13 protein-coding genes are annotated in these 17942 nt (G+C 62.6%); 6 read left to right on the forward strand and 7 right to left on the reverse strand.

The window, feature by feature from the left end:
* Positions 1 to 244 precede the first annotated feature (244 nt).
* The 4 genes from JFU57_RS17415 to JFU57_RS17430 all read right to left on the reverse strand — a co-directional run bounded on the left by JFU57_RS17415 (position 245) and on the right by JFU57_RS17430 (position 5166).
* Positions 245 to 1912 carry a bifunctional protein-serine/threonine kinase/phosphatase gene (locus tag JFU57_RS17415; protein ID WP_201130176.1) on the reverse strand — a complete coding sequence of 556 codons (1668 nt, stop codon included), beginning with the start codon at positions 1910 to 1912 and terminating at the stop codon, positions 245 to 247.
* Between the two features lie 7 nt (positions 1913 to 1919).
* Entirely contained in the window at positions 1920 to 3131 is a 1212-nt protein-coding gene (locus JFU57_RS17420) for a nitrate/nitrite transporter (protein WP_020300360.1), read from the reverse strand.
* A 232-nt stretch (positions 3132 to 3363) separates the two neighbouring features.
* On the reverse strand, positions 3364 to 3939 hold the full coding sequence (locus JFU57_RS17425; protein WP_020300361.1) for an ANTAR domain-containing response regulator: 576 nt from the start codon (positions 3937 to 3939) through the stop codon (positions 3364 to 3366).
* Between the two features lie 15 nt (positions 3940 to 3954).
* Positions 3955 to 5166 (reverse strand): CmpA/NrtA family ABC transporter substrate-binding protein, encoded by a 1212-nt coding sequence (locus JFU57_RS17430; protein ID WP_078471154.1) that lies wholly within the window; start codon positions 5164 to 5166, stop codon positions 3955 to 3957.
* Between the two features lie 241 nt (positions 5167 to 5407).
* On the opposite strand from JFU57_RS17430, the gene JFU57_RS17435 reads away from it, so the two are divergent.
* Positions 5408 to 6439 carry a quinone-dependent dihydroorotate dehydrogenase gene (locus tag JFU57_RS17435; protein WP_201130178.1) on the forward strand — a complete coding sequence of 344 codons (1032 nt, stop codon included), beginning with the start codon at positions 5408 to 5410 and terminating at the stop codon, positions 6437 to 6439.
* 190 nt (positions 6440 to 6629) lie between these two features.
* On the opposite strand, the gene rmf is transcribed toward JFU57_RS17435, so the two are convergent.
* Complete coding sequence (gene rmf, locus JFU57_RS17440; protein WP_020300364.1) at positions 6630 to 6845, reverse strand: ribosome modulation factor; 216 nt, start codon at positions 6843 to 6845, stop codon at positions 6630 to 6632.
* Between the two features lie 545 nt (positions 6846 to 7390).
* Between rmf and rlmKL the strand changes: the two genes are divergently transcribed.
* Both rlmKL and JFU57_RS17450 read left to right on the forward strand, forming a co-directional pair.
* Positions 7391 to 9661 (forward strand): bifunctional 23S rRNA (guanine(2069)-N(7))-methyltransferase RlmK/23S rRNA (guanine(2445)-N(2))-methyltransferase RlmL, encoded by a 2271-nt coding sequence (gene rlmKL, locus JFU57_RS17445; RefSeq protein WP_078471156.1) that lies wholly within the window; start codon positions 7391 to 7393, stop codon positions 9659 to 9661.
* 137 nt (positions 9662 to 9798) lie between these two features.
* Entirely contained in the window at positions 9799 to 12198 is a 2400-nt protein-coding gene (locus JFU57_RS17450; RefSeq protein ID WP_201130180.1) for a sensor domain-containing diguanylate cyclase, read from the forward strand.
* Positions 12199 to 12243: 45 nt separating this feature from the next.
* Here the strand turns inward: JFU57_RS17450 and dacB are convergent, their stop codons facing one another.
* Entirely contained in the window at positions 12244 to 13704 is a 1461-nt protein-coding gene (dacB, locus tag JFU57_RS17455; RefSeq protein ID WP_078471158.1) for a D-alanyl-D-alanine carboxypeptidase/D-alanyl-D-alanine endopeptidase, read from the reverse strand.
* Positions 13705 to 13937: 233 nt separating this feature from the next.
* Between dacB and JFU57_RS17460 the strand changes: the two genes are divergently transcribed.
* Positions 13938 to 14282, forward strand: a complete 345-nt coding sequence (locus JFU57_RS17460) for a YggL family protein (protein WP_020300368.1) — start codon at positions 13938 to 13940, stop codon at positions 14280 to 14282.
* Positions 14283 to 14456: 174 nt separating this feature from the next.
* On the opposite strand, the gene JFU57_RS17465 is transcribed toward JFU57_RS17460, so the two are convergent.
* Entirely contained in the window at positions 14457 to 15647 is a 1191-nt protein-coding gene (locus JFU57_RS17465; protein WP_201130182.1) for a benzoate/H(+) symporter BenE family transporter, read from the reverse strand.
* Positions 15648 to 15967: 320 nt separating this feature from the next.
* Between JFU57_RS17465 and JFU57_RS17470 the strand changes: the two genes are divergently transcribed.
* Together JFU57_RS17470 and JFU57_RS17475 are read left to right on the forward strand one after the other, a co-directional pair.
* On the forward strand, positions 15968 to 16732 hold the full coding sequence (locus tag JFU57_RS17470; RefSeq protein WP_020300370.1) for a GntR family transcriptional regulator: 765 nt from the start codon (positions 15968 to 15970) through the stop codon (positions 16730 to 16732).
* A 347-nt stretch (positions 16733 to 17079) separates the two neighbouring features.
* Positions 17080 to 17913 carry a nucleoside-binding protein gene (locus tag JFU57_RS17475; RefSeq protein ID WP_201130184.1) on the forward strand — a complete coding sequence of 278 codons (834 nt, stop codon included), beginning with the start codon at positions 17080 to 17082 and terminating at the stop codon, positions 17911 to 17913.
* Positions 17914 to 17942 lie beyond the last annotated feature (29 nt).

The raw sequence follows: 17942 nt of genomic DNA on the forward strand, positions 1-17942 counted from the left end.
GCGTCCCGCTAGTTGCCTAGCGAGGACGCCTTTGTCCGGTCCCGTTCTCTCGGGAAGCCAGCCCTTCGTCGTTGAAGGTCGGGCTGTATGTCTGTTGCGTAGAACTAATGCAGCGCTTGTGCCAAGTCGCCACCGGCAGGGTTTTGCCGGGGTTGCTCCGCGCACTGGCGCCTGTTCATGCACCGAATCAAGGCGCGGCGCCCTTTTTCAGCGCGGCAGCGACTACGGGGGAGGATTTGGGGTTTCAGTGCAGGAGCAGAAATAGCAGCACCAGATTGAGCAGCAGGGCGGCCAGGGCCACGCTGCGCCAGACTTTCAGCGGCTCGCGTTCGAGCAGGGGGCGCGGGCGTACGCTCAGGCTGCCGCGCTCACCGTGTTCCAGGGCCAGTAGCCATTCCTCGGCGGTCTCGAAGCGTTGGCCGGGGTCGGCATTTACCCCGCGCTCCAGGTTGTGTGCCAACCAGTCCGGCAGATCCGGGCGATAGCGGCTGGCGCTGGTCGGGAGGCCGAAGCGCGGGCGCTGGAAGGCTTCGATCTCGCCATGGGGGTAGTGCCCGGTCAGCAGCAGGTACAAGGTCACGCCCACGGCATACAGGTCCTGCTGCGCATTCGGCGCAGCACCGCTGAAGGCCTCCGGGGCGATGTAGCTGGGGGTGCCCGGCAGCAAGTTGGCCGGGTCCTCGCACAGGCCGGGGCAGTAGGCCAGGCCGAAGTCCAGCAGGCGCAACTCGCCGTCATCGCTGAGCAACAGGTTCTCGGGCTTGATGTCGCGATGCAGGATCTGTCGCCGGTGCAGCAAGCCCACCACGTGCAGCAGGCGCTGGGCCAGTGTCTGCCATTGCGCCAGGGGCAGCGGGCCGTTTTTGGCGAACAGTTCGGCCAGGGTACTGCCCGGGTATTCGCGCATTACGTAGTACAGGTGCTGGCGTGAGGTGCTGGCGTGGACCTCGGGAAAGTAGCGCCCGGCTACCCGACGCAGCAGCCATTCCTCGGCCAACAGGGCTTGTCCGGCCCGATGATCGTTGTCCAGTTGAGTCGGCAGGGTTTTCAACAGCCAGGGCTGCAACTGGGCATCGCGTACCCGATAGCGCAATGACTGCTGGCTTTGCCCGAGCACGGCCTCGACCTGCCAGCCCTCGAACGCCTGGCCGGGCTTGAGTGGCGGCGGCAGGGGCCATTGCTGCAGGTGGATCAGGGCATCGCCGATCGAGTGTTCGCCCAGGGTGTCGACCCGTATCAGCAGTGCGCTGGCATTGTCCTGGCTGCCCGCCAGATGCGCGGCAGCGACCAGGGTCTGCACGGCGCTGTCGAGGTCGGGCTGATCATGCAGGATCGCGGCAATGGCCGTGTCGCCGAGGGTCGCCCAAACCCCGTCGCTGAGCATGAGCAAACATTCACCCTGGCGCAGCTCATCGTCGAGGAAGTCCACCACCAGGTGCTGATCCAGGCCCAGCGCGCGCTTGAGCACGTGCTGCATGCCGGGTTGCTCCCAGACGTGGTCCTCGCTGATGCGCTGCAGATACCCGGCGTGCCAGCGATAGACCCGGCAGTCGCCAACGTGGGCCAGGGTGAATCGCCGGCCACGCAGCACCAGCGCGCTGACGGTGGTCAGCAACGGCTGGCCACCCCCGTTGGCTTGCAGCCAGCGATTCTGCGCCAGCAACAGACGCTCCAGAGCCTGGGCCACGGGCCAGGTTTGCGGGGTGGCGTAGTAGTCCAGTGCCAACGCCTGCAAGGTCGAGCGCGCCGCCAGGCCTCCATCGGCGCATTGGCTGACGCCGTCGGCGATGGCGAATAGCAGCCCTTTGCTGGCCGCCAGCGCCGGTGCCGGCGTCACCAGGCGCAGCGCGTCCTGGTTTTCAGACCGAGGACCGATGGCGCTCGCCTGGGCGTGACTCAGTTGCAGGCTCATGGGCGGCTCAGACCCGCGCCGCGGTGACGGCGGCGGAGCCCCAAGTGGTGCGCCAGCGACGTTTCACCCCATGCAGACCGAACCAGGCCAGGATGCCCAGGCCGGCAAACAGCCACAGTGCCAGTTGATAGCTGCCGGTGCTTTGCTTGATCGCTCCCATGCCCGCCGCCAGGGCAAAGCCGCCGATGCCGCCGGCCATGCCGATCAGCCCGGTCATCACGCCGATCTCGCGACGAAAGCGTTGTGGCACCAGTTGGAACACCGCACCGTTGCCGGCACCCAGGCCGAGCATGGTGCAGACAAACAGCGCCAGCGCCGCGTAGGAACTGGGCAGGTTGAAGCCGACTGCGGCAATGCACAGCACCGCTACGCCGTACATGCCGAGCAAGGTCCGGATGCCGCCGAAGCGATCCGCCAGGGCGCCGCCCAAGGGGCGCATCAGGCTGCCGCCGAAGACACAGGCTGCGGTGTAGTAGCCGGCGGTGACCGGGCTCAGGCCGTACTGGTCGTTGAAGTAGCCGGGCAGAGCGCTGGCCAGGCCGATAAAGCCGCCAAAGGTCACGCTGTAGAAAAACATGAACCACCAGCTGTCACGGTCGCCCAGGGCTTTGAAATAGTCCGCCATGGACTTGGCCTTGGGCCGTTCCGGCGCGTTCTTGGCCAGCCAGGCGAAAATCACCAGGGTCAGAATCAGCGGGATCAAGGCGAAGCCGAACACATTGCTCCAGCCAAAAGCCGCCGCCAGCACTGGCGCAAGCAGGGCCGCAAATACCGTTCCCGAGTTGCCGGCACCGGCAATCCCCATGGCCTTGCCCTGATGCTGCGGCGGGTACCACTGCGAAGCCAGGGGCAACGCCACGGCGAATGAAGCCCCGGCCATGCCCAGAAATACCCCCAGCAGCAGGGCCTGTTCATAACTGTGGATACCCAGTTTCCAGGCGCCGAACAGGGCACAGATCACGATCACCTGGCCGATCAGCCCGGCGGTTTTTGGCGACAGGCGATCAGCCAGCAGGCCCATGGCAAAGCGCAGCAGGGCTCCGGCCAGGATCGGTGTGGCGACCATCAGGCCGCGCTGCTGGGTGGTCAAGTGCAGGTCGGCGGCTATCTGCACTGCCAGGGGGCCGAGCAGGTACCAGACCATGAAGCTCAGGTCGAAATAGAGAAAGGCCGCGAACAGGGTCGGGGCGTGGCCGGATTTCCAGAAGCTTGAATTCATCGCGCACCTCAGCTGAAAAGAGTCTCGAAAGGAGTCATGAGCCTTCAGGTGGTGCACCGTCACGGCCGCACCACCGGCCCCGGGCTGTGGGGCCAAAACGAAAAAACGCCGCAACCCTGTCTGCCTGAGCGAAGGGTGTGCGACGTCTTTGTCGTAGGTGGGGCAACCGCCGTTGGTTACCTGCGGAGTTTCCATAGCAAGAGCTGAGCCAACCCGGCTGAGGCGATGGGGCTCAGCCGAGCAGTTCACTCATGGCGATAATCTGCTCGGCTACCTGGATTAGTTTCTGCTGACGGCTCATGGCTTGGCGGCGCATCAGGGTGTAGGCCTCTTCCTCCTGGCAGTGCTTCATTTTCATCAGCAAGCCCTTGGCTAATTCGATGCGCTTGCGCTCGGCCAACTGCTGGTCCCGCGCATGCAGCTGGGCACGCAGCGCCTGGTCACTTTCAAAGCGAGCCATGGCCACATCGAGGATCGGTTGCAGGCGTTGGGTCTGGATGCCCTCGACTATGTAGGCGCTGACACCGGACTTGATCGCCTGGCGCATCACCCCCGGGTCGTGCTCGTCGGTGAACATCACGATCGGCCGCGGCTGATCGCGGCTGACCAGCACCACTTGCTCCAGTACATCGCGGCTGGGTGACTCGGTATCGATCAGGATCACGTCCGGACGCACCGTTTCGACCCTGGCCGGCAGGTCGATGGTCAAGCCGGACTCGTCGATCACTTCGAAGCCGGCCTCGATCAGTGCCGCCTTGAGCCGGCCGACTTTTTTTGCGGTGTCATTGATCAACAGGATTCGCAACATGCTCCAAGGCTCCTGTCAGCGGCTGGCGAGAAGGGGTGAGCTGTCGCTCATGGCGTGCAATTTGAAGCTGCGTGCATAGCCGCCCGGGTCTGTGCCGTCCCAGATTTTGCCGTCGATCAGTTGGCTGCTGCGCATGTCCTGGCCCCAGGACGCAACGCCCACCGCCGTGGCCGCCTCGCGGTACAACCCAAGCTGTTGCACCTGGCGGGCGACGTCGAGGTAGTCCGGGTCTTCGCGCAGCAGGCCCCAGCGGCGGAACTGGGTCATGAACCACATGCCATCGGACAGGTACGGCAGGTTGACCGCGCCGGCATTGTGAAAGCGCAGGGCATGGGGGTCTTGCCACTGGTTGCCGAGGCCGTCGGCATAGTCCCCCAGCAGCCGCGGCTGGATGCAGTCGAGCGGGGCGTCGAGGTAGGCGCCGGCGCTGAGCAACTGCGCGGTACTTTCACGGTTTTCACGGCTTTGTTCGATAAAGCGGCTGGCCTCGAGGACCGCCATCACCAGCGCACGGGCGGTGTTGGGGTACTGCTCGACAAAGGCGCGGGTGCAGCCCAGGACTTTTTCCGGGTGGTCGGGCCAGATGGCCTGGGTGGTGGCCAGGGTAAAGCCTTGGTCCTGGCGCACCGCGCTGGCGCTCCAGGGCTCGCCGACGCAAAAGCCGTCGATGCGCCCGGCTTGCAGGTGCGCCACCATTTGCGGCGGCGGCACCACCACGCTGTCGACATCCTGCAACGGGTGGATGCCCTGGCTGGCGAGCCAGTAGTACAGCCACATGGCGTGGGTGCCGGTGGGAAAGGTCTGGGCAAAGGTCAGCTTTGCACGACGTTGGTGCACGTGCTGGTAAAGCGCTTCAGGACTGGTCACCTGCAGCCCTTGCAGCTCTCGCGACAGGTTGATGCTCTGGCCGTTCTGGTTCAGCCCCATCAACACCGCCATGTCGCTGGCATTAACGCCGCCGATGCCCAGGTGCACGGCATAAATCAGGCCGTACAGGCTGTGGGCGGCATCCAGTTCGCCGCTGACCAGTTTGTCCCGCAGGCTGGCCCACGATGCCTGGCGCTTGAGGTTCAGGGTCAAGCCATAGGGCTGGGCGAAGCCCTGGGTTGCAGCAACCACCACCGAGGCGCAGTCGGTCAGTGCCATGAACCCCAGGTCGATGGCGCTCTTCTCCGGGGCGTCGCTGCCGTTGACCCAGGCCAGCGGGCCGATTGCGAGTTCATTCATGAGCCTGACCACCTTGCAATGAAAAAGCGCCGTACCCGAGCGCCTGGCAGAGCCAGGGCGGGTGACGACGCCTTTGTCCGTATCGATAGGGGCACCCTGCCGCCGTTGGCAGAAGTACTGATGTACACCTTGGTGCAAGGCATATGCCATTCACCGCTGATTTCACTGTGCGCCTCGCGTGCAGGCCCCGGGCCCGGCTATAATCGCCGCCTTATTCGCCGCCACCGAGTCAAGCCCGCCCATGTATACCCTGGCCCGCCAGCTGTTGTTCAAACTCTCCCCGGAAACCTCCCATGATCTGTCCCTGGACCTGATCGGCGCGGGTGGGCGTTTGGGCCTCAATGGGCTGTTGTGCAAGGCGCCGGCGCAGATGCCGGTGCGGGTCATGGGGTTGGACTTTCCGAACCCGGTTGGCCTGGCTGCCGGTCTGGACAAGAACGGTGCGGCCATCGATGGTTTTGCCCAGCTGGGGTTTGGTTTTGTCGAGATCGGCACCATCACCCCGCGTGCACAGCCCGGCAACCCCAAGCCACGGATCTTCCGTCTGCCCCAAGCTGAAGCGATCATCAACCGCATGGGCTTCAACAACCTGGGCGTCGATCACTTGTTGGCGCGGGTGGCTGCAGCCAAGTATCAGGGTGTGTTGGGGATCAACATCGGCAAGAACTTCGACACCCCGGTCGAGCGCGCGGTGGATGACTACCTGATCTGCCTGGACAAGGTGTATGCCCACGCCAGTTACGTCACGGTCAACGTCAGTTCGCCCAACACCCCGGGCCTGCGCAGCCTGCAGTTCGGCGAGTCGCTCAAGCAATTGCTCGGTGCCTTGAGCGAGCGGCAGAAGGAGTTGGCGCTGCGTCATGGCAAGCATGTGCCATTGGCGATCAAGATCGCTCCGGACATGACCGATGAAGAAACCGTGGACGTGGCCCAGGCCTTGATCGAAACCGGCATGGACGCGGTGATTGCCACCAACACCACCCTGAGCCGCGCAGGTGTCGAAGGGCTGGAGCAAGGTGAAGAGGCGGGCGGCCTGTCCGGTGCCCCGGTGCGCGACAAGAGCACGCACACGGTCAAGGTGCTGGCGGCCGAATTGGCCGGGCGCCTGCCGATCATTGCGGTTGGTGGTATTACCGAAGGCCAGCACGCGGCTGAAAAAATCGCGGCCGGTGCCAGTCTGGTGCAGTTGTATTCGGGGTTCATCTACAAGGGACCGGCGTTGATTCGCCAGTCGGTGGATGCCATTGCGGCATTGGCTGCGCGGCAGTCGTAACCCTCAGGCTTAAGAGCGGCGCGCCCAGGCCTGTTTGGCCTGGTGGCGGGGAGCAGTCTTTCGCCATGAATCGCGGCCAATAAAAAGGGCTCCTTCAAGGAGCCCCTGGGCCGAAGCCCGCCGTCCGGATGGGACGTGCGTGGTTAAGTCACAAGCTATTCAAGTTTTAGTGTCGGAATGGTGCCCTTATTTAGCCGACAGCGTGAAGTTCGTTGAGTCTGTGGATGCCCGCAGTGCCTGTCATACCGTCCCAATTGTCGCCGCGTCCTTCGCGCCAGCCGTTAATCCAGGCTTGACGTACCGACGGTAGAGTAAATGGGCAAAGCTCACGGGATTTGCCGTTAACGCCATAGTGATATCCGCGTACAAATGCTTTTTCCAACGGATCACGCTTAAGTCTTCTCATAGGGTGTTTCCCTCACTTGTTGACTGTACTTATGTCCTATCGACCTCTACCTGAGGTCGGGCAGAATGCTTCTGCCGTTGGTGCTCGCTGCCGGCGTGGCGAGCTTGATTGTTGACGTCATTGCGGCGTCAACCTGTGTTGAGTTCTAACCAATAGGTCACACGGTGGGAATGATCGTTTTGTCATAAGGACGTAACGATAATGCGGGTAAGGCCATAAGAACGGCTGGATGCGAACCGTTTTTATTGGGCAAAGCCTGCTGTGATGAGCCTTTGGTTAGATGACGGTGTTAATGCTTTAGTAAGAATGTCGACCTGTTGCAGTCGGGTATTATTCGACGAAGGGTCGACTTATGACATTTTGTTGCTCGACTTTTTATCTGCCTCTGCCATCTAAGCTTTTTCTACCCCTGTGGTGAGCTGGTCGGCAGGGGTGGGACGGCACACTTTCGTGCCACGCGAGCGCTCTTCAAGAAAAGCGCTTGATTGAAAACCGGGCGGACAATGCGTTGTCCGTTCACTTATGCCAAAGGCCCTGGAACTCCCATGTCGGATCGTTACGAACTCTTCCTCACTTGCCCTAAAGGCCTCGAAGGCCTGCTGATCGAGGAAGCCGTCGGGCTTGGCCTTGAGGAAGCGCGCGAGCACACCTCTGCCGTGCGCGGCATGGCCGACATGGAGACCGCTTATCGGCTGTGTCTCTGGTCGCGCCTGGCCAACCGGGTGTTGCTGGTGCTCAAGCGCTTCCCGATGAAGGACGCCGAAGACCTCTACCACGGTGTGCTGGATATCGACTGGCAAGACCACATGCTCGCTGACGGCACCCTGGCGGTGGAGTTCAGTGGCCACGGTTCGGGCATCGACAACACCCACTTCGGCGCCCTGAAGGTCAAGGACGCCATCGTCGACAAGCTGCGTACCCCGACCGGCGAGCGCCCTTCGATCGACAAGCTGAACCCGGACCTGCGCATTCACCTGCGCCTGGACCGTGGCGAAGCCATCCTTTCCCTCGACCTGTCCGGCCACAGCCTGCACCAGCGCGGTTATCGCCTGCAGCAAGGCGCTGCGCCGCTGAAGGAAAACCTGGCCGCCGCGATCCTGATCCGTGCCGGCTGGCCACGCATTGCCGCCGATGGCGGGGCGCTGGCTGACCCGATGTGCGGCGTGGGTACCTTCCTGGTGGAAGCGGCGATGATAGCTGCCGACATCGCCCCCAACCTGAAGCGCGAACTGTGGGGCTTCACCGCCTGGCTGGGCCACGTCCCGGCGCTGTGGCGCAAGCTGCATGACGAAGCCCAGGCTCGGGCCCAGGCCGGCCTGGCCAAGCCGCCGTTGTGGATCCGCGGTTACGAGGCCGACCCACGACTGATCCAGCCCGGGCGCAATAACGTCGAGCGCGCCGGCTTGAGCGAGTGGATCAAAATCTACCAGGGCGAGGTGGCCACCTTCGAGCCGCGTCCGGACCAGAATCAGAAAGGCCTGGTGATCTGCAACCCTCCCTACGGCGAGCGCCTGGGTGACGAAGCCAGCCTGTTGTACCTCTACCAGAACCTCGGCGAGCGTCTGCGCCAGGCCTGCCTGAACTGGGAGGCGGCGGTGTTTACCGGTGCCCCGGACCTGGGCAAGCGCATGGGCATTCGCAGCCACAAACAGTACTCGTTCTGGAACGGCGCCTTGCCGTGCAAGCTGCTGCTGATCAAGGTCCTGCCGGACCAGTTCGTCACGGGTGAGCGCCGTACCCCGGAGCAGCGCCTGGCCGAACGTGAGCAGGCCGAGGCCGACAAGGCCCCGCTTGAGCCGCAAGAGCGCCAGTACAACAAGAATGGCAACCCGATCAAGCCCGTACCGGCGCCGGCTCCAGTGGTCGAGCAGGCGCGCTTGAGCGAAGGCGGGCAGATGTTCGCCAATCGCCTGCAAAAGAACCTCAAACTGCTGGGTAAATGGGCCAAACGTGAGGGCATCGAGTGCTACCGGGTCTACGATGCGGATATGCCGGAGTACTCCCTGGCCATCGACCTGTATCACGACTGGGTCCACGTTCAGGAATACGCCGCGCCGAAATCCATCGACCCGGAGAAGGCCCAGGCCCGTCTGTTCGACGCCTTGGCCGCCATCCCCCAGGCGTTGAACGTCGACAAGAGCCGGGTAGTGATCAAGCGTCGCGAGCGCCAGAGCGGCACCAAGCAGTACGAGCGCCAGAGCACCCAGGGCAAGTTCACCGAAGTCACCGAGGGTGGAGTCAAGCTGCTGGTCAACCTGACCGATTACCTCGACACCGGGTTGTTCCTCGATCACCGGCCGATGCGCATGCGGATTCAGAAAGAGGCCGCCGGCAAGCGCTTCCTCAACCTGTATTGCTACACCGCGACGGCCAGTGTGCATGCGGCCAAGGGTGGGGCGCGCAGCACTACCAGTGTCGACCTGTCCAAGACTTACCTGGACTGGGCGCGTCGCAACTTCTCGCTCAACGGTTTCTCCGACAAGAACCGCCTCGAGCAGGGCGACGTGATGACCTGGCTGGACGCCTGCCGCGATGAGTTCGACCTGATCTTCATTGATCCGCCGACCTTCTCCAACTCCAAGCGCATGGAAGGGGTGTTCGACGTACAGCGCGATCACGTGCAGTTGCTCGACCTGGCCATGGCCCGTCTGGCACCGGGCGGCGTGCTGTATTTCTCCAACAACTTCCGCAAGTTCCAGCTCGATGAACACCTTGAATCGCGCTATGCGGTCGAGGAAATCAGCGCCAAGACCATCGATCCGGACTTCGCTCGCAACGGCAAGATCCACCGCGCCTGGAAAATCACCGCGCGCTGATCGGCACTTGAATGCACGGAGCCTTGATATTCAAGGCTCTTGGCTATTTTTGCGCTGGTCAAATTAATGGCCAATAGCTATAAGTGACTCGCAGCCAGCTTGGTCCCCAAGCCCCCTCCGGCGTTGTGAGTCTGCTTATGCGGTTACGCGTGGTACGCCCCAGAATTCTCGGTTTCATCAGCGAAGACGTTTCGGCCTGGCTGGTCGCGGGCGTGGCGTTGCTGGCGGGAAGTGTATTGACCGGATTATTGGCCTGGTCGACGCTCAACCTGTACCAGCAACAGTTGCGCCAGCGCTTCCACTTGCTGGCTGGGGAGCGCTTCAGCCGGATTGAAGAGCGCTTTCAGGATCAGGAGCAGCGGCTCGAAGGACTGCGGCGCTTCTTCTCCAATTCCGACGCGGTCACCCGTCAGGACTTCGATGGCTACGCCGCGCCGTTGTTGCTCCGCACTCAAGCCTATGCCTGGGCTCCCAGGGTCAGTCGTGCCGAGCGTCCGTTGCTGGAGCGCAGTGTGCGCGAGCAGGGCATCAGCGATTTTTCCATTCGCCAGTTGAACGCCGCCGGCGAGCTGGAGCCTGCGGCCGAGCGCGATGAATATGTGCCGGTGCTCTACAGCCAGACCCAAAGCTGGCTTGGCTCGCCCTTGGGCTATGACCTGCTGGCCCAGCCCCTGCGTCGCGCCACCCTGGAGCGTGCCCGGAGCCAGGGCGGGATGGCGGTGTCCCAACCCTTGCACCTGGTCAGCGTCGATCCGGCCTACGCCAACGGCATATTGCTGGTAGCGCCGGTCAACCGGCTTTCCACCAGTGGCAGGCCAACCACCGAGCCTTACGGCTACGTCCTGGCGATCATCAGCATGCGGCAATTGGTGGCCGACGGCTTGCCGCAGCCTGCCAGTGACAACCTGGCCGTGCGGATACTCGACCTGTCCACCGAGGGCCGGCATGAGGTCCTGTACGAGTCGAGCAATGCCCCTGCCGACAGCTCGCTGCTGGCAACCCGGCTGCTGCGCCTGGCTGATCACTATTACCAGGTGGATATCCGGCCCAGTGCGGCGTTTCTCCTGGCCAATCATTCATCGGCGGGCAGCCTGATGGTCCTTGGCGGGTTGCTCAGTGTCCTGCTCAGTGCCTTGCTCTATGTGCTGGTCAGCCAGCGCCAGCGTGCGTTGCACCTGGTCGAGCAGCGCACCGAGGAGCTGCGCACCCGGGAGCGTGAGTTGCGTGGCACCCACGGCCAATTGCGCAGCGTGCTGGATGCGGCGACCCAGGTGGCGATCATTGCTACCGACCTGCATGGCACCATCAGCACCTTCAATGCCGGCGCCGAACAGATGCTCGGTTACAACAGCGCCGAGGTGCTGGGCAAGCTGACCCTGGAAAGCCTGCACCTGCCCGCGGAGCTTGCAGACCGCGCGCGCCAGTTCAGCCGGCATTACGGCAAGCACATTTCGCTGGCTCAGGCGATGCTGGCCGGTGCCGAGGAGGAGGGTATCCACGCCGCCCGCGAGTGGACGCTGGTGCGGCGTGACGGTAGCCAGCTGGCGGTGAACATGCTCGCCACCCCGGTGCTCGATGAGCATGGCCTGTGGGTCGGTCACCTGGCGATCTGTATTGATATCACTGAACGCAAGCGGGTCCACGAGGCACTGGCCGCCCGCGATCAGTTGCTGAAAAAGCTCACGGCCCACGTCCCGGGCGGGATCTACCAGTTCAAGATGGAAGTCGCGGGGCACGCCAGCTTCAGCTACGCCAGTGACGGTATCCGTGAGATCTACGAGATCGAGCCCCATTTGCTGCAGCAGGATGCAGCTGTGGTGTTCGATCGGATCCACCCCGAGGATCTGGCGCGGGTGCGGGCCTCGATCCGGGCCTCGGCCACGGACCTCAGCCCCTGGCAGGAAGAATACCGCGTGCTCCTGCCCCGGCGCGGCCTGCGCTGGGTGCGCGGCGCGGCGACCCCGGAGAACCTGCCCGGCGGGGGCGTGGTATGGCACGGCTACATCTCGGATATTTCCGATCTCAAGCGCGTGGAGGAGGAACTGCGGGCGCTGTCGGTCACCGACTCGCTGACCGGTATCCACAATCGCCGGTACTTTCACGAGCGCCTGCAGGCCGAAATGGAACGGGTCACCCGGGGGGCGGGTGATCTGGCGGTGATCATGCTGGATATCGACCACTTCAAACGCATCAACGATCAATTTGGGCACGGGGCCGGTGACCGGGTACTCAAGTGCGTCTGCGAGCGCATTCGCTATCGCCTGCGGCGCAGTGACGTGTTCTGCCGCCTGGGTGGCGAAGAGTTCATGGTGCTGTGCCCCGGCACCGATGGGGGCAAGGCATATGCCCTGGCTCAGGAGTTATGGCAGAGCCTGCGCAGTTCTCCGATCGACAGCGTGGGTGTGGTTACCGCCAGTTTCGGCATTGCCAGCTGGCGTGACGGCGAGGGCGCCGATGCGTTGTTGCTGCGTGCCGACGCGGGGGTGTACGCGGCCAAGCAGGCCGGGCGCGACAGGGTCGAGCGCGAGATACCCTGAACCTGATGGGCTGAGTGCTGGCCTCGGCCCATCAGGTGCAGCGGCTTACAGGTCCGAAGCGGCAGTGGCCAGTTTTGGCTGGCGATACAGGTCCAGCAGCACCTGGTCCAGCACCGACGAGGCGCCGAAAGGTTTCGGATCGTTGAGAATCGCTACCACCGCCCAGGTATTGCCGTTGCTGTCACGGCTGTAGCCGGCGATGGCGCGCACGGTGTTCAGGGTGCCGGTCTTGATGTGTGCTTCGCCGGACATGGCGGTGCGTTTCAGGCGCTTGCGCATGGTGCCGTCCATGCCGGCAATCGGCATCGAACTGATGAACTCGGCGGCGTACGGGCTTCTCCAGGCGGCTTGCAGCAGGCCGGCCATTTCCCGTGCGCTGACCCGCTCGGCGCGAGACAGGCCGGAGCCATTTTCCATCACCAGGTGCGGCGCGGTGATGCCTTTCTTCGCCAGCCACTGGCGCACCACGCGCTGCGCGGCCTTGGCATCGTCGCCATCGGCGTCGTTGCGGTATTGCGCGCCCAGGCTCAGGAACAGCTGCTGGGCCATGGTGTTGTTACTGTATTTATTGATGTCGCGGATGATCTCCGCCAGGTCCGGGGAGAAGGCCCGGGCCAGGACCTTGGCGTCTTTGGGTACCGCAGCCAGGCGGTCTTTTCCCTGGATGCTGCCACCCAGTTCCTGCCAGATCGCCCGTACGGCGCCGGCGGTGTAGGTGGCATGGTCGAGCAGCGACAAGTAGGTCTGGGAGCTGCAGCCATCGCCCAACTGGCCGTTGACGGTGACTGTGACGCTGCCGTCCGCCTGGGCGACCGGGTTGTAGCGCACATCGCCGGTGCATTGCTTGCCGGGCGCGGCCTTGACCTGGTTGTCGATGCGGATCTTGGCGATCGGCGGTTCAACCGACACCAGCACCCTGCCCGAGTCGTTGCGTGCGACAAAACGCAGGGCCTTGAGGTTGACCATCAGCGAGTCGGGCTTGACCAGGAACGGCTTGTTTTCGTCATTGCCGTCGTCATTGAATTCCGGCAGTTGCGGTTGCACGAAGAAGTTGCGGTCCAGCACCAGGTCGCCGGTGACTTGCTGCACGCCGTTGGCTCGCAGGTCACGCATCAGCAGCCAGAGTTTCTCCATGTTCAGCTTCGGGTCGCCACCGCCCTTGAGGTACAGGTTGCCGTTGAGGATGCCGCCGCTGAGGGTGCCATCGGTGTAGAACTCGGTCTTCCACTGATGGTTGGGGCCGAGCATTTCCAGCGCAGCGTAGGTGGTGACCAGCTTCATGGTCGAGGCCGGGTTGACCGAGACGTCGGCGTTGAAAACAGTCGGGGTGCCGGGGCCGTTGAGCGGGATCATCACCAGCGACAGGGCGTTGTCCTGCAGCTTGCTGGCTTTGAGGGCTTGTTGAACCTTGGGGGACAGAGTGGTGTTGACGGGAGCTGCGGAGACGGTGAAGGCCAGGGGCAAGATAAAACTGGCGAGAAGCAATGGACGCAAAGATTTGATCATCTGAAATAAAACCCTGCAGGCGAGGGGGAAAAAGAAGAGGGCATGAAGATAACTTCCCTCGGTGGTCATGAAAGTGTCGGCATTATGCCCCAAGGTATAGCGCCTTGTGCCGTGCGGCGGGCGGCTAATCCGCTATTTTTTTCCCAATGGCCTGCTCGCACGTCTATAGAGTCAGGCAATCACTTGCTTAAACTGCTAAAGTGCCGCCCGTTATTACTTAAGAGGATTGTTCCATGGCTACTAACCGTTCCCAGCGTCTGCGCAAAAAACTGTGCGTCGATGAATTTCAAGAGCTGGGTTTCGAACTGAACCTGGATTTCAAAGAAGATCTGGGTGAAGAGGCTATCGACGCTTTCCTCGAAGCCTTTCTGAAAGAAGCGATGGAAGCCAACGGCCTCGGCTACGTTGGTGGTGATGACTTCGGCCTGGTTTGCCTGAGCAAGCGCGGTTCGGTCAGCGAAGAGCAACGCGCCAAGGTTGAAGCCTGGCTCAAGGCCCGCACCGAGCTGACCAGCGTTGAAGTCAGCCCGCTGTTGGACGTCTGGTACCCGGAAAAGCCAATCAATCCGGTAGCCTGATGTCATGAGTCGGCGGCCCGTCCGGGCCGCTGACTCGTTGCTGCCCCTGGGTGGCGTCTCGATTTCCCCACTGATCCCTTCAATGCCTCGGGCCTGTATCCCGGGATGTGCCGTGGGCGTTGATCAAGGTCATGGCGGCCAGGATTGGGTTGGACCGCCGCGTGCGCCAGTGCCTCAGGCCTTGCGCCAGTTGAGGATCGCCAGGGTCAGGACCCCGGCGACAATCCCCCAGAAGGCCGAACCGATGGAGAGCAGCGTCAGCCCCGAGGCGGTGACCATAAAGGTGATCAGCGCCGCTTCGCGCTCCTTGACTTCACTCATGGCGATGCTCAGGCCGTTGATGATCGAGCCGAACAGCGCCAGGGCGGCAATCGACAGCACCAGTTCCTTGGGAAGCGCGGCGAACAAGGCCGCGAGGGTGGCGCCGAAGACCCCGGCGATGCCGTAGAAGATCCCGCACCAGACCGCTGCGGTGTAGCGCTTGTTGCGGTCTTCGTGGGCGTGGGGGCCGGTGCAGATGGCCGCGCTGATGGCGGCCAGGTTGATGCCGTGGGAGCCGAACGGTGCCAGCAGCAATGAGGCGATGCCGGTGGCGGTAATCAGCGGCGAGGCCGGTACGTTGTAGCCGTCGGCGCGCAGGACGGCGATGCCCGGCATGTTCTGCGAGGTCATGGCCACCACGAACAGCGGGATGCCGATGCTGATGGTCGCCGCCAGGGAGAAGTGCGGTGTGGTCCAGACCGGGGTCGCCACTTCCAGGTGGAAGCCGCTGAAGTCCAGCAAGCCCATCAGGCCCGAGAGCAGGGTGCCGAGCAGCAGCGCCGCGAGCACGGCATAGCGTGGCGACAGGCGCTTGACCACCAGATAGGTGAAGAACATCCCCAGCACCAGGCCGGTCCGGTGCTGGGCGGCGACGAAGATTTCGCTGCCGATCTTGAACAGGATCCCCGCCAGCAACGCCGCCGCCAGGGACGCCGGAATGCGCTTGACCAGGCGCTCGAAGCTGCCGGTCAGTCCGCAAATGGTCACCAGTACCGCGCAGGTGATGTAGGCGCCGATGGCCTCGCCGTAGGTCACCCCGGACAAGCTGGTGATCAGCAACGCCGCACCCGGGGTCGACCAGGCGATGGTGACGGGCGTGCGATAGCGCAACGACAGGCCAATGCTGCACACCGCCATGCCGATGGAGATGGCCCAGATCCACGAGGAAATCTGCCCGCTGCTCAGGCCGGCGGCCTGGCCGGCCTGGAACATCAGCACCAGGGAGCTGGTATAGCCGGTCATCATGGCGATGAAGCCGGCGACGATGGCCGAAGGCGAAGTGTCGGCCAGCGGGCGCAAGGGCGCGGTGGAGGCGTCGGACATGGGGGTGCAATTCCTTGTTCTTGATAAGAGCAGAAGCAGACAACGGGCCGTTGCAGCCAGGGTGCCGGAAGTACCAACAACACTGTTCCGGTAACCGGAGTTCAAGCCTAAACTTAAAAGTAACCGGACATTGCAATACAGCCGCGACCGTAAACAGCCGTACAGTCAGGCCCTGGCGGTCGGCTTTTAACTCTTATTGCGAATGATCCCCATGGGTTGTGTACAATGTGCCATTGTTTTAACGCGATACTTGCCAGCGACCCACTGTGCCGTATTACAGTCACCGTCAAATCGCCGCAGTCCTTCCGACCCGAGTGCCCATGAACGAACAGTTGCAACCCCTCAAGAAACAACCGCGAGCCGGCAAGGCCGGTCGCAGTGGAACCCAGGACGATATTGTCTACGCACATATCTTCGAGGCCATCCTCGAACAGCGCCTGGCGCCCGGTACCAAGTTGAGCGAAGAAGCGCTGGGGGAAATTTTCGGAGTCAGTCGGACCATCATTCGTCGCGCCTTATCGCGCCTGGCCCATGAAGGCGTGGTGCTGCTGCGCCCCAACCGTGGCGCGGTGGTGGCGAGCCCCAGTGTCGAGGAAGCGCGGCAGGTGTTTCTTGCACGGCGCCTGGTGGAGCGAGCGATTACCGAGTTGGCGGTGGAGCATGCCACGGCCGAGCAGTTGGCCGAGTTGCGGCAGATGGTCAACGACGAGCGTGACAGCTTCTCGCGCGGTGATCGCGGCGCCGGTATTCGTCTTTCCGGCGAGTTCCATTTGAAGTTGGCGGAAGCGGCCAAAAATGCACCGCTCATCAGCTTCCAACGTAGCCTGGTGTCCCAGACTTCGCTGATCATCGCCCAATATGAAAGTGGCAACCGCTCCCACTGTTCCTACGATGAGCACACCCAGTTGATCGATGCCATCGAAGCCCGTGACGGCGAGTTGGCGGTGAACCTGATGATGCATCACATGGATCACATCGACAGCAAGCTCAACCTCGACGAAGAAAGCGCTTCGGACGACCTGCACGCAGTGTTCTCGCACCTGCTGCAAACCAAAAAGCCGGGTCGAGCTGCTGCCAAGCTCTGATTGACCTGAAATGAACATCCCCCGCCCGGGTTCCCCGGGACGGGGGATTTTTTTGGCCGGATGAAAAGCGCTGTGCACGTTTTTGCAGCAGTGACGGCTGCGTTCAACGCCTTGTTTTAATTACGGTTAGCCACGAATCTCAACGCGGCCAGCAAACTATTTGAAATGTTGTGATCAATTGTTTGTGCAATTTTGTCACTGTTTGTATACAGTTTTTGCGTCGAGTCCCGATCAGGCGGTAGCGGCAGGGGCCAAGGTGCCGCGCCTCTATTTCCTGGTGGTTCAGGGCTCGATATGCACTGCCCGGCAGCCGGCCGGGCCTGTATCAGGCACAGGACATAATAAAAATGAGAAAGGCACTTCAAGGCGCAACCCTGCTGATGAGCATCATTGGCGCCGGGGAAGCGGTGGCTGTGGAATGGATGAACAACAGCGTCGGGTTTCGTTACGGCAAAGAGTTCACCAACCCCAACAACCCGCACTACATCAGCAAGCGCATCTACAGCTTCACCCATGCCAGCGGCTACCAGTACGGCAGCAACTACCTGCACCTGGACGTGCTGCTTTCCGACAATGACGACCCACGCAAGGGCACTCGCGAAGGCAGCAGCGAAGTCTACGGCGTCTATCGGCACCAGCTCTACGCTTCACGGGTCTTCGATACGCCATTGGGCACTGGCGCGATCAAGGATTACGCGCTGACCCTGGGTTTTGACGCCAGCCGCAACAACAACCTGGGTTCGGCGAAAAAACGCGCCCTGGTGTTCGGCCCGACTCTGAAGTTCAACACCGTCGGTGTGCTTGACCTGAGCCTGTTGTACTACAAGGAAAATAACCATTCCGGGATCCCCGGAGCCAAGGATCCGGATCACACCTTTGATGACACCTACCTGCTGAACCTGGCCTGGATGCGCCCGTTCGAGCTGGGAAGCCATGGCGCCAAGTTCCAGGGTTTCATCAACTACACCGGGGAGAAGGGCCACGATTACAACTACCGCGACACCGCGCCGGAAACCCTGGTACGCACGGCGCTGATGGTGGCGGTGTTGCCGGGTAAAAACGTCAAGCCCAACCTCTACCTGGGCGTGGGCTACGAGTATTGGCACAACAAGTTTGGTGTCGACGGCGGACGCGGAACCCGCACCTCGACTCCGACCCTGAACCTGGAAGTGACCTTCTGATCCACTGCCCGCACAGGTCGCCCTGTGCC

It is taken from the genome of Pseudomonas sp. TH07, assembly GCF_016651285.1.
Classification (GTDB): domain Bacteria; phylum Pseudomonadota; class Gammaproteobacteria; order Pseudomonadales; family Pseudomonadaceae; genus Aquipseudomonas.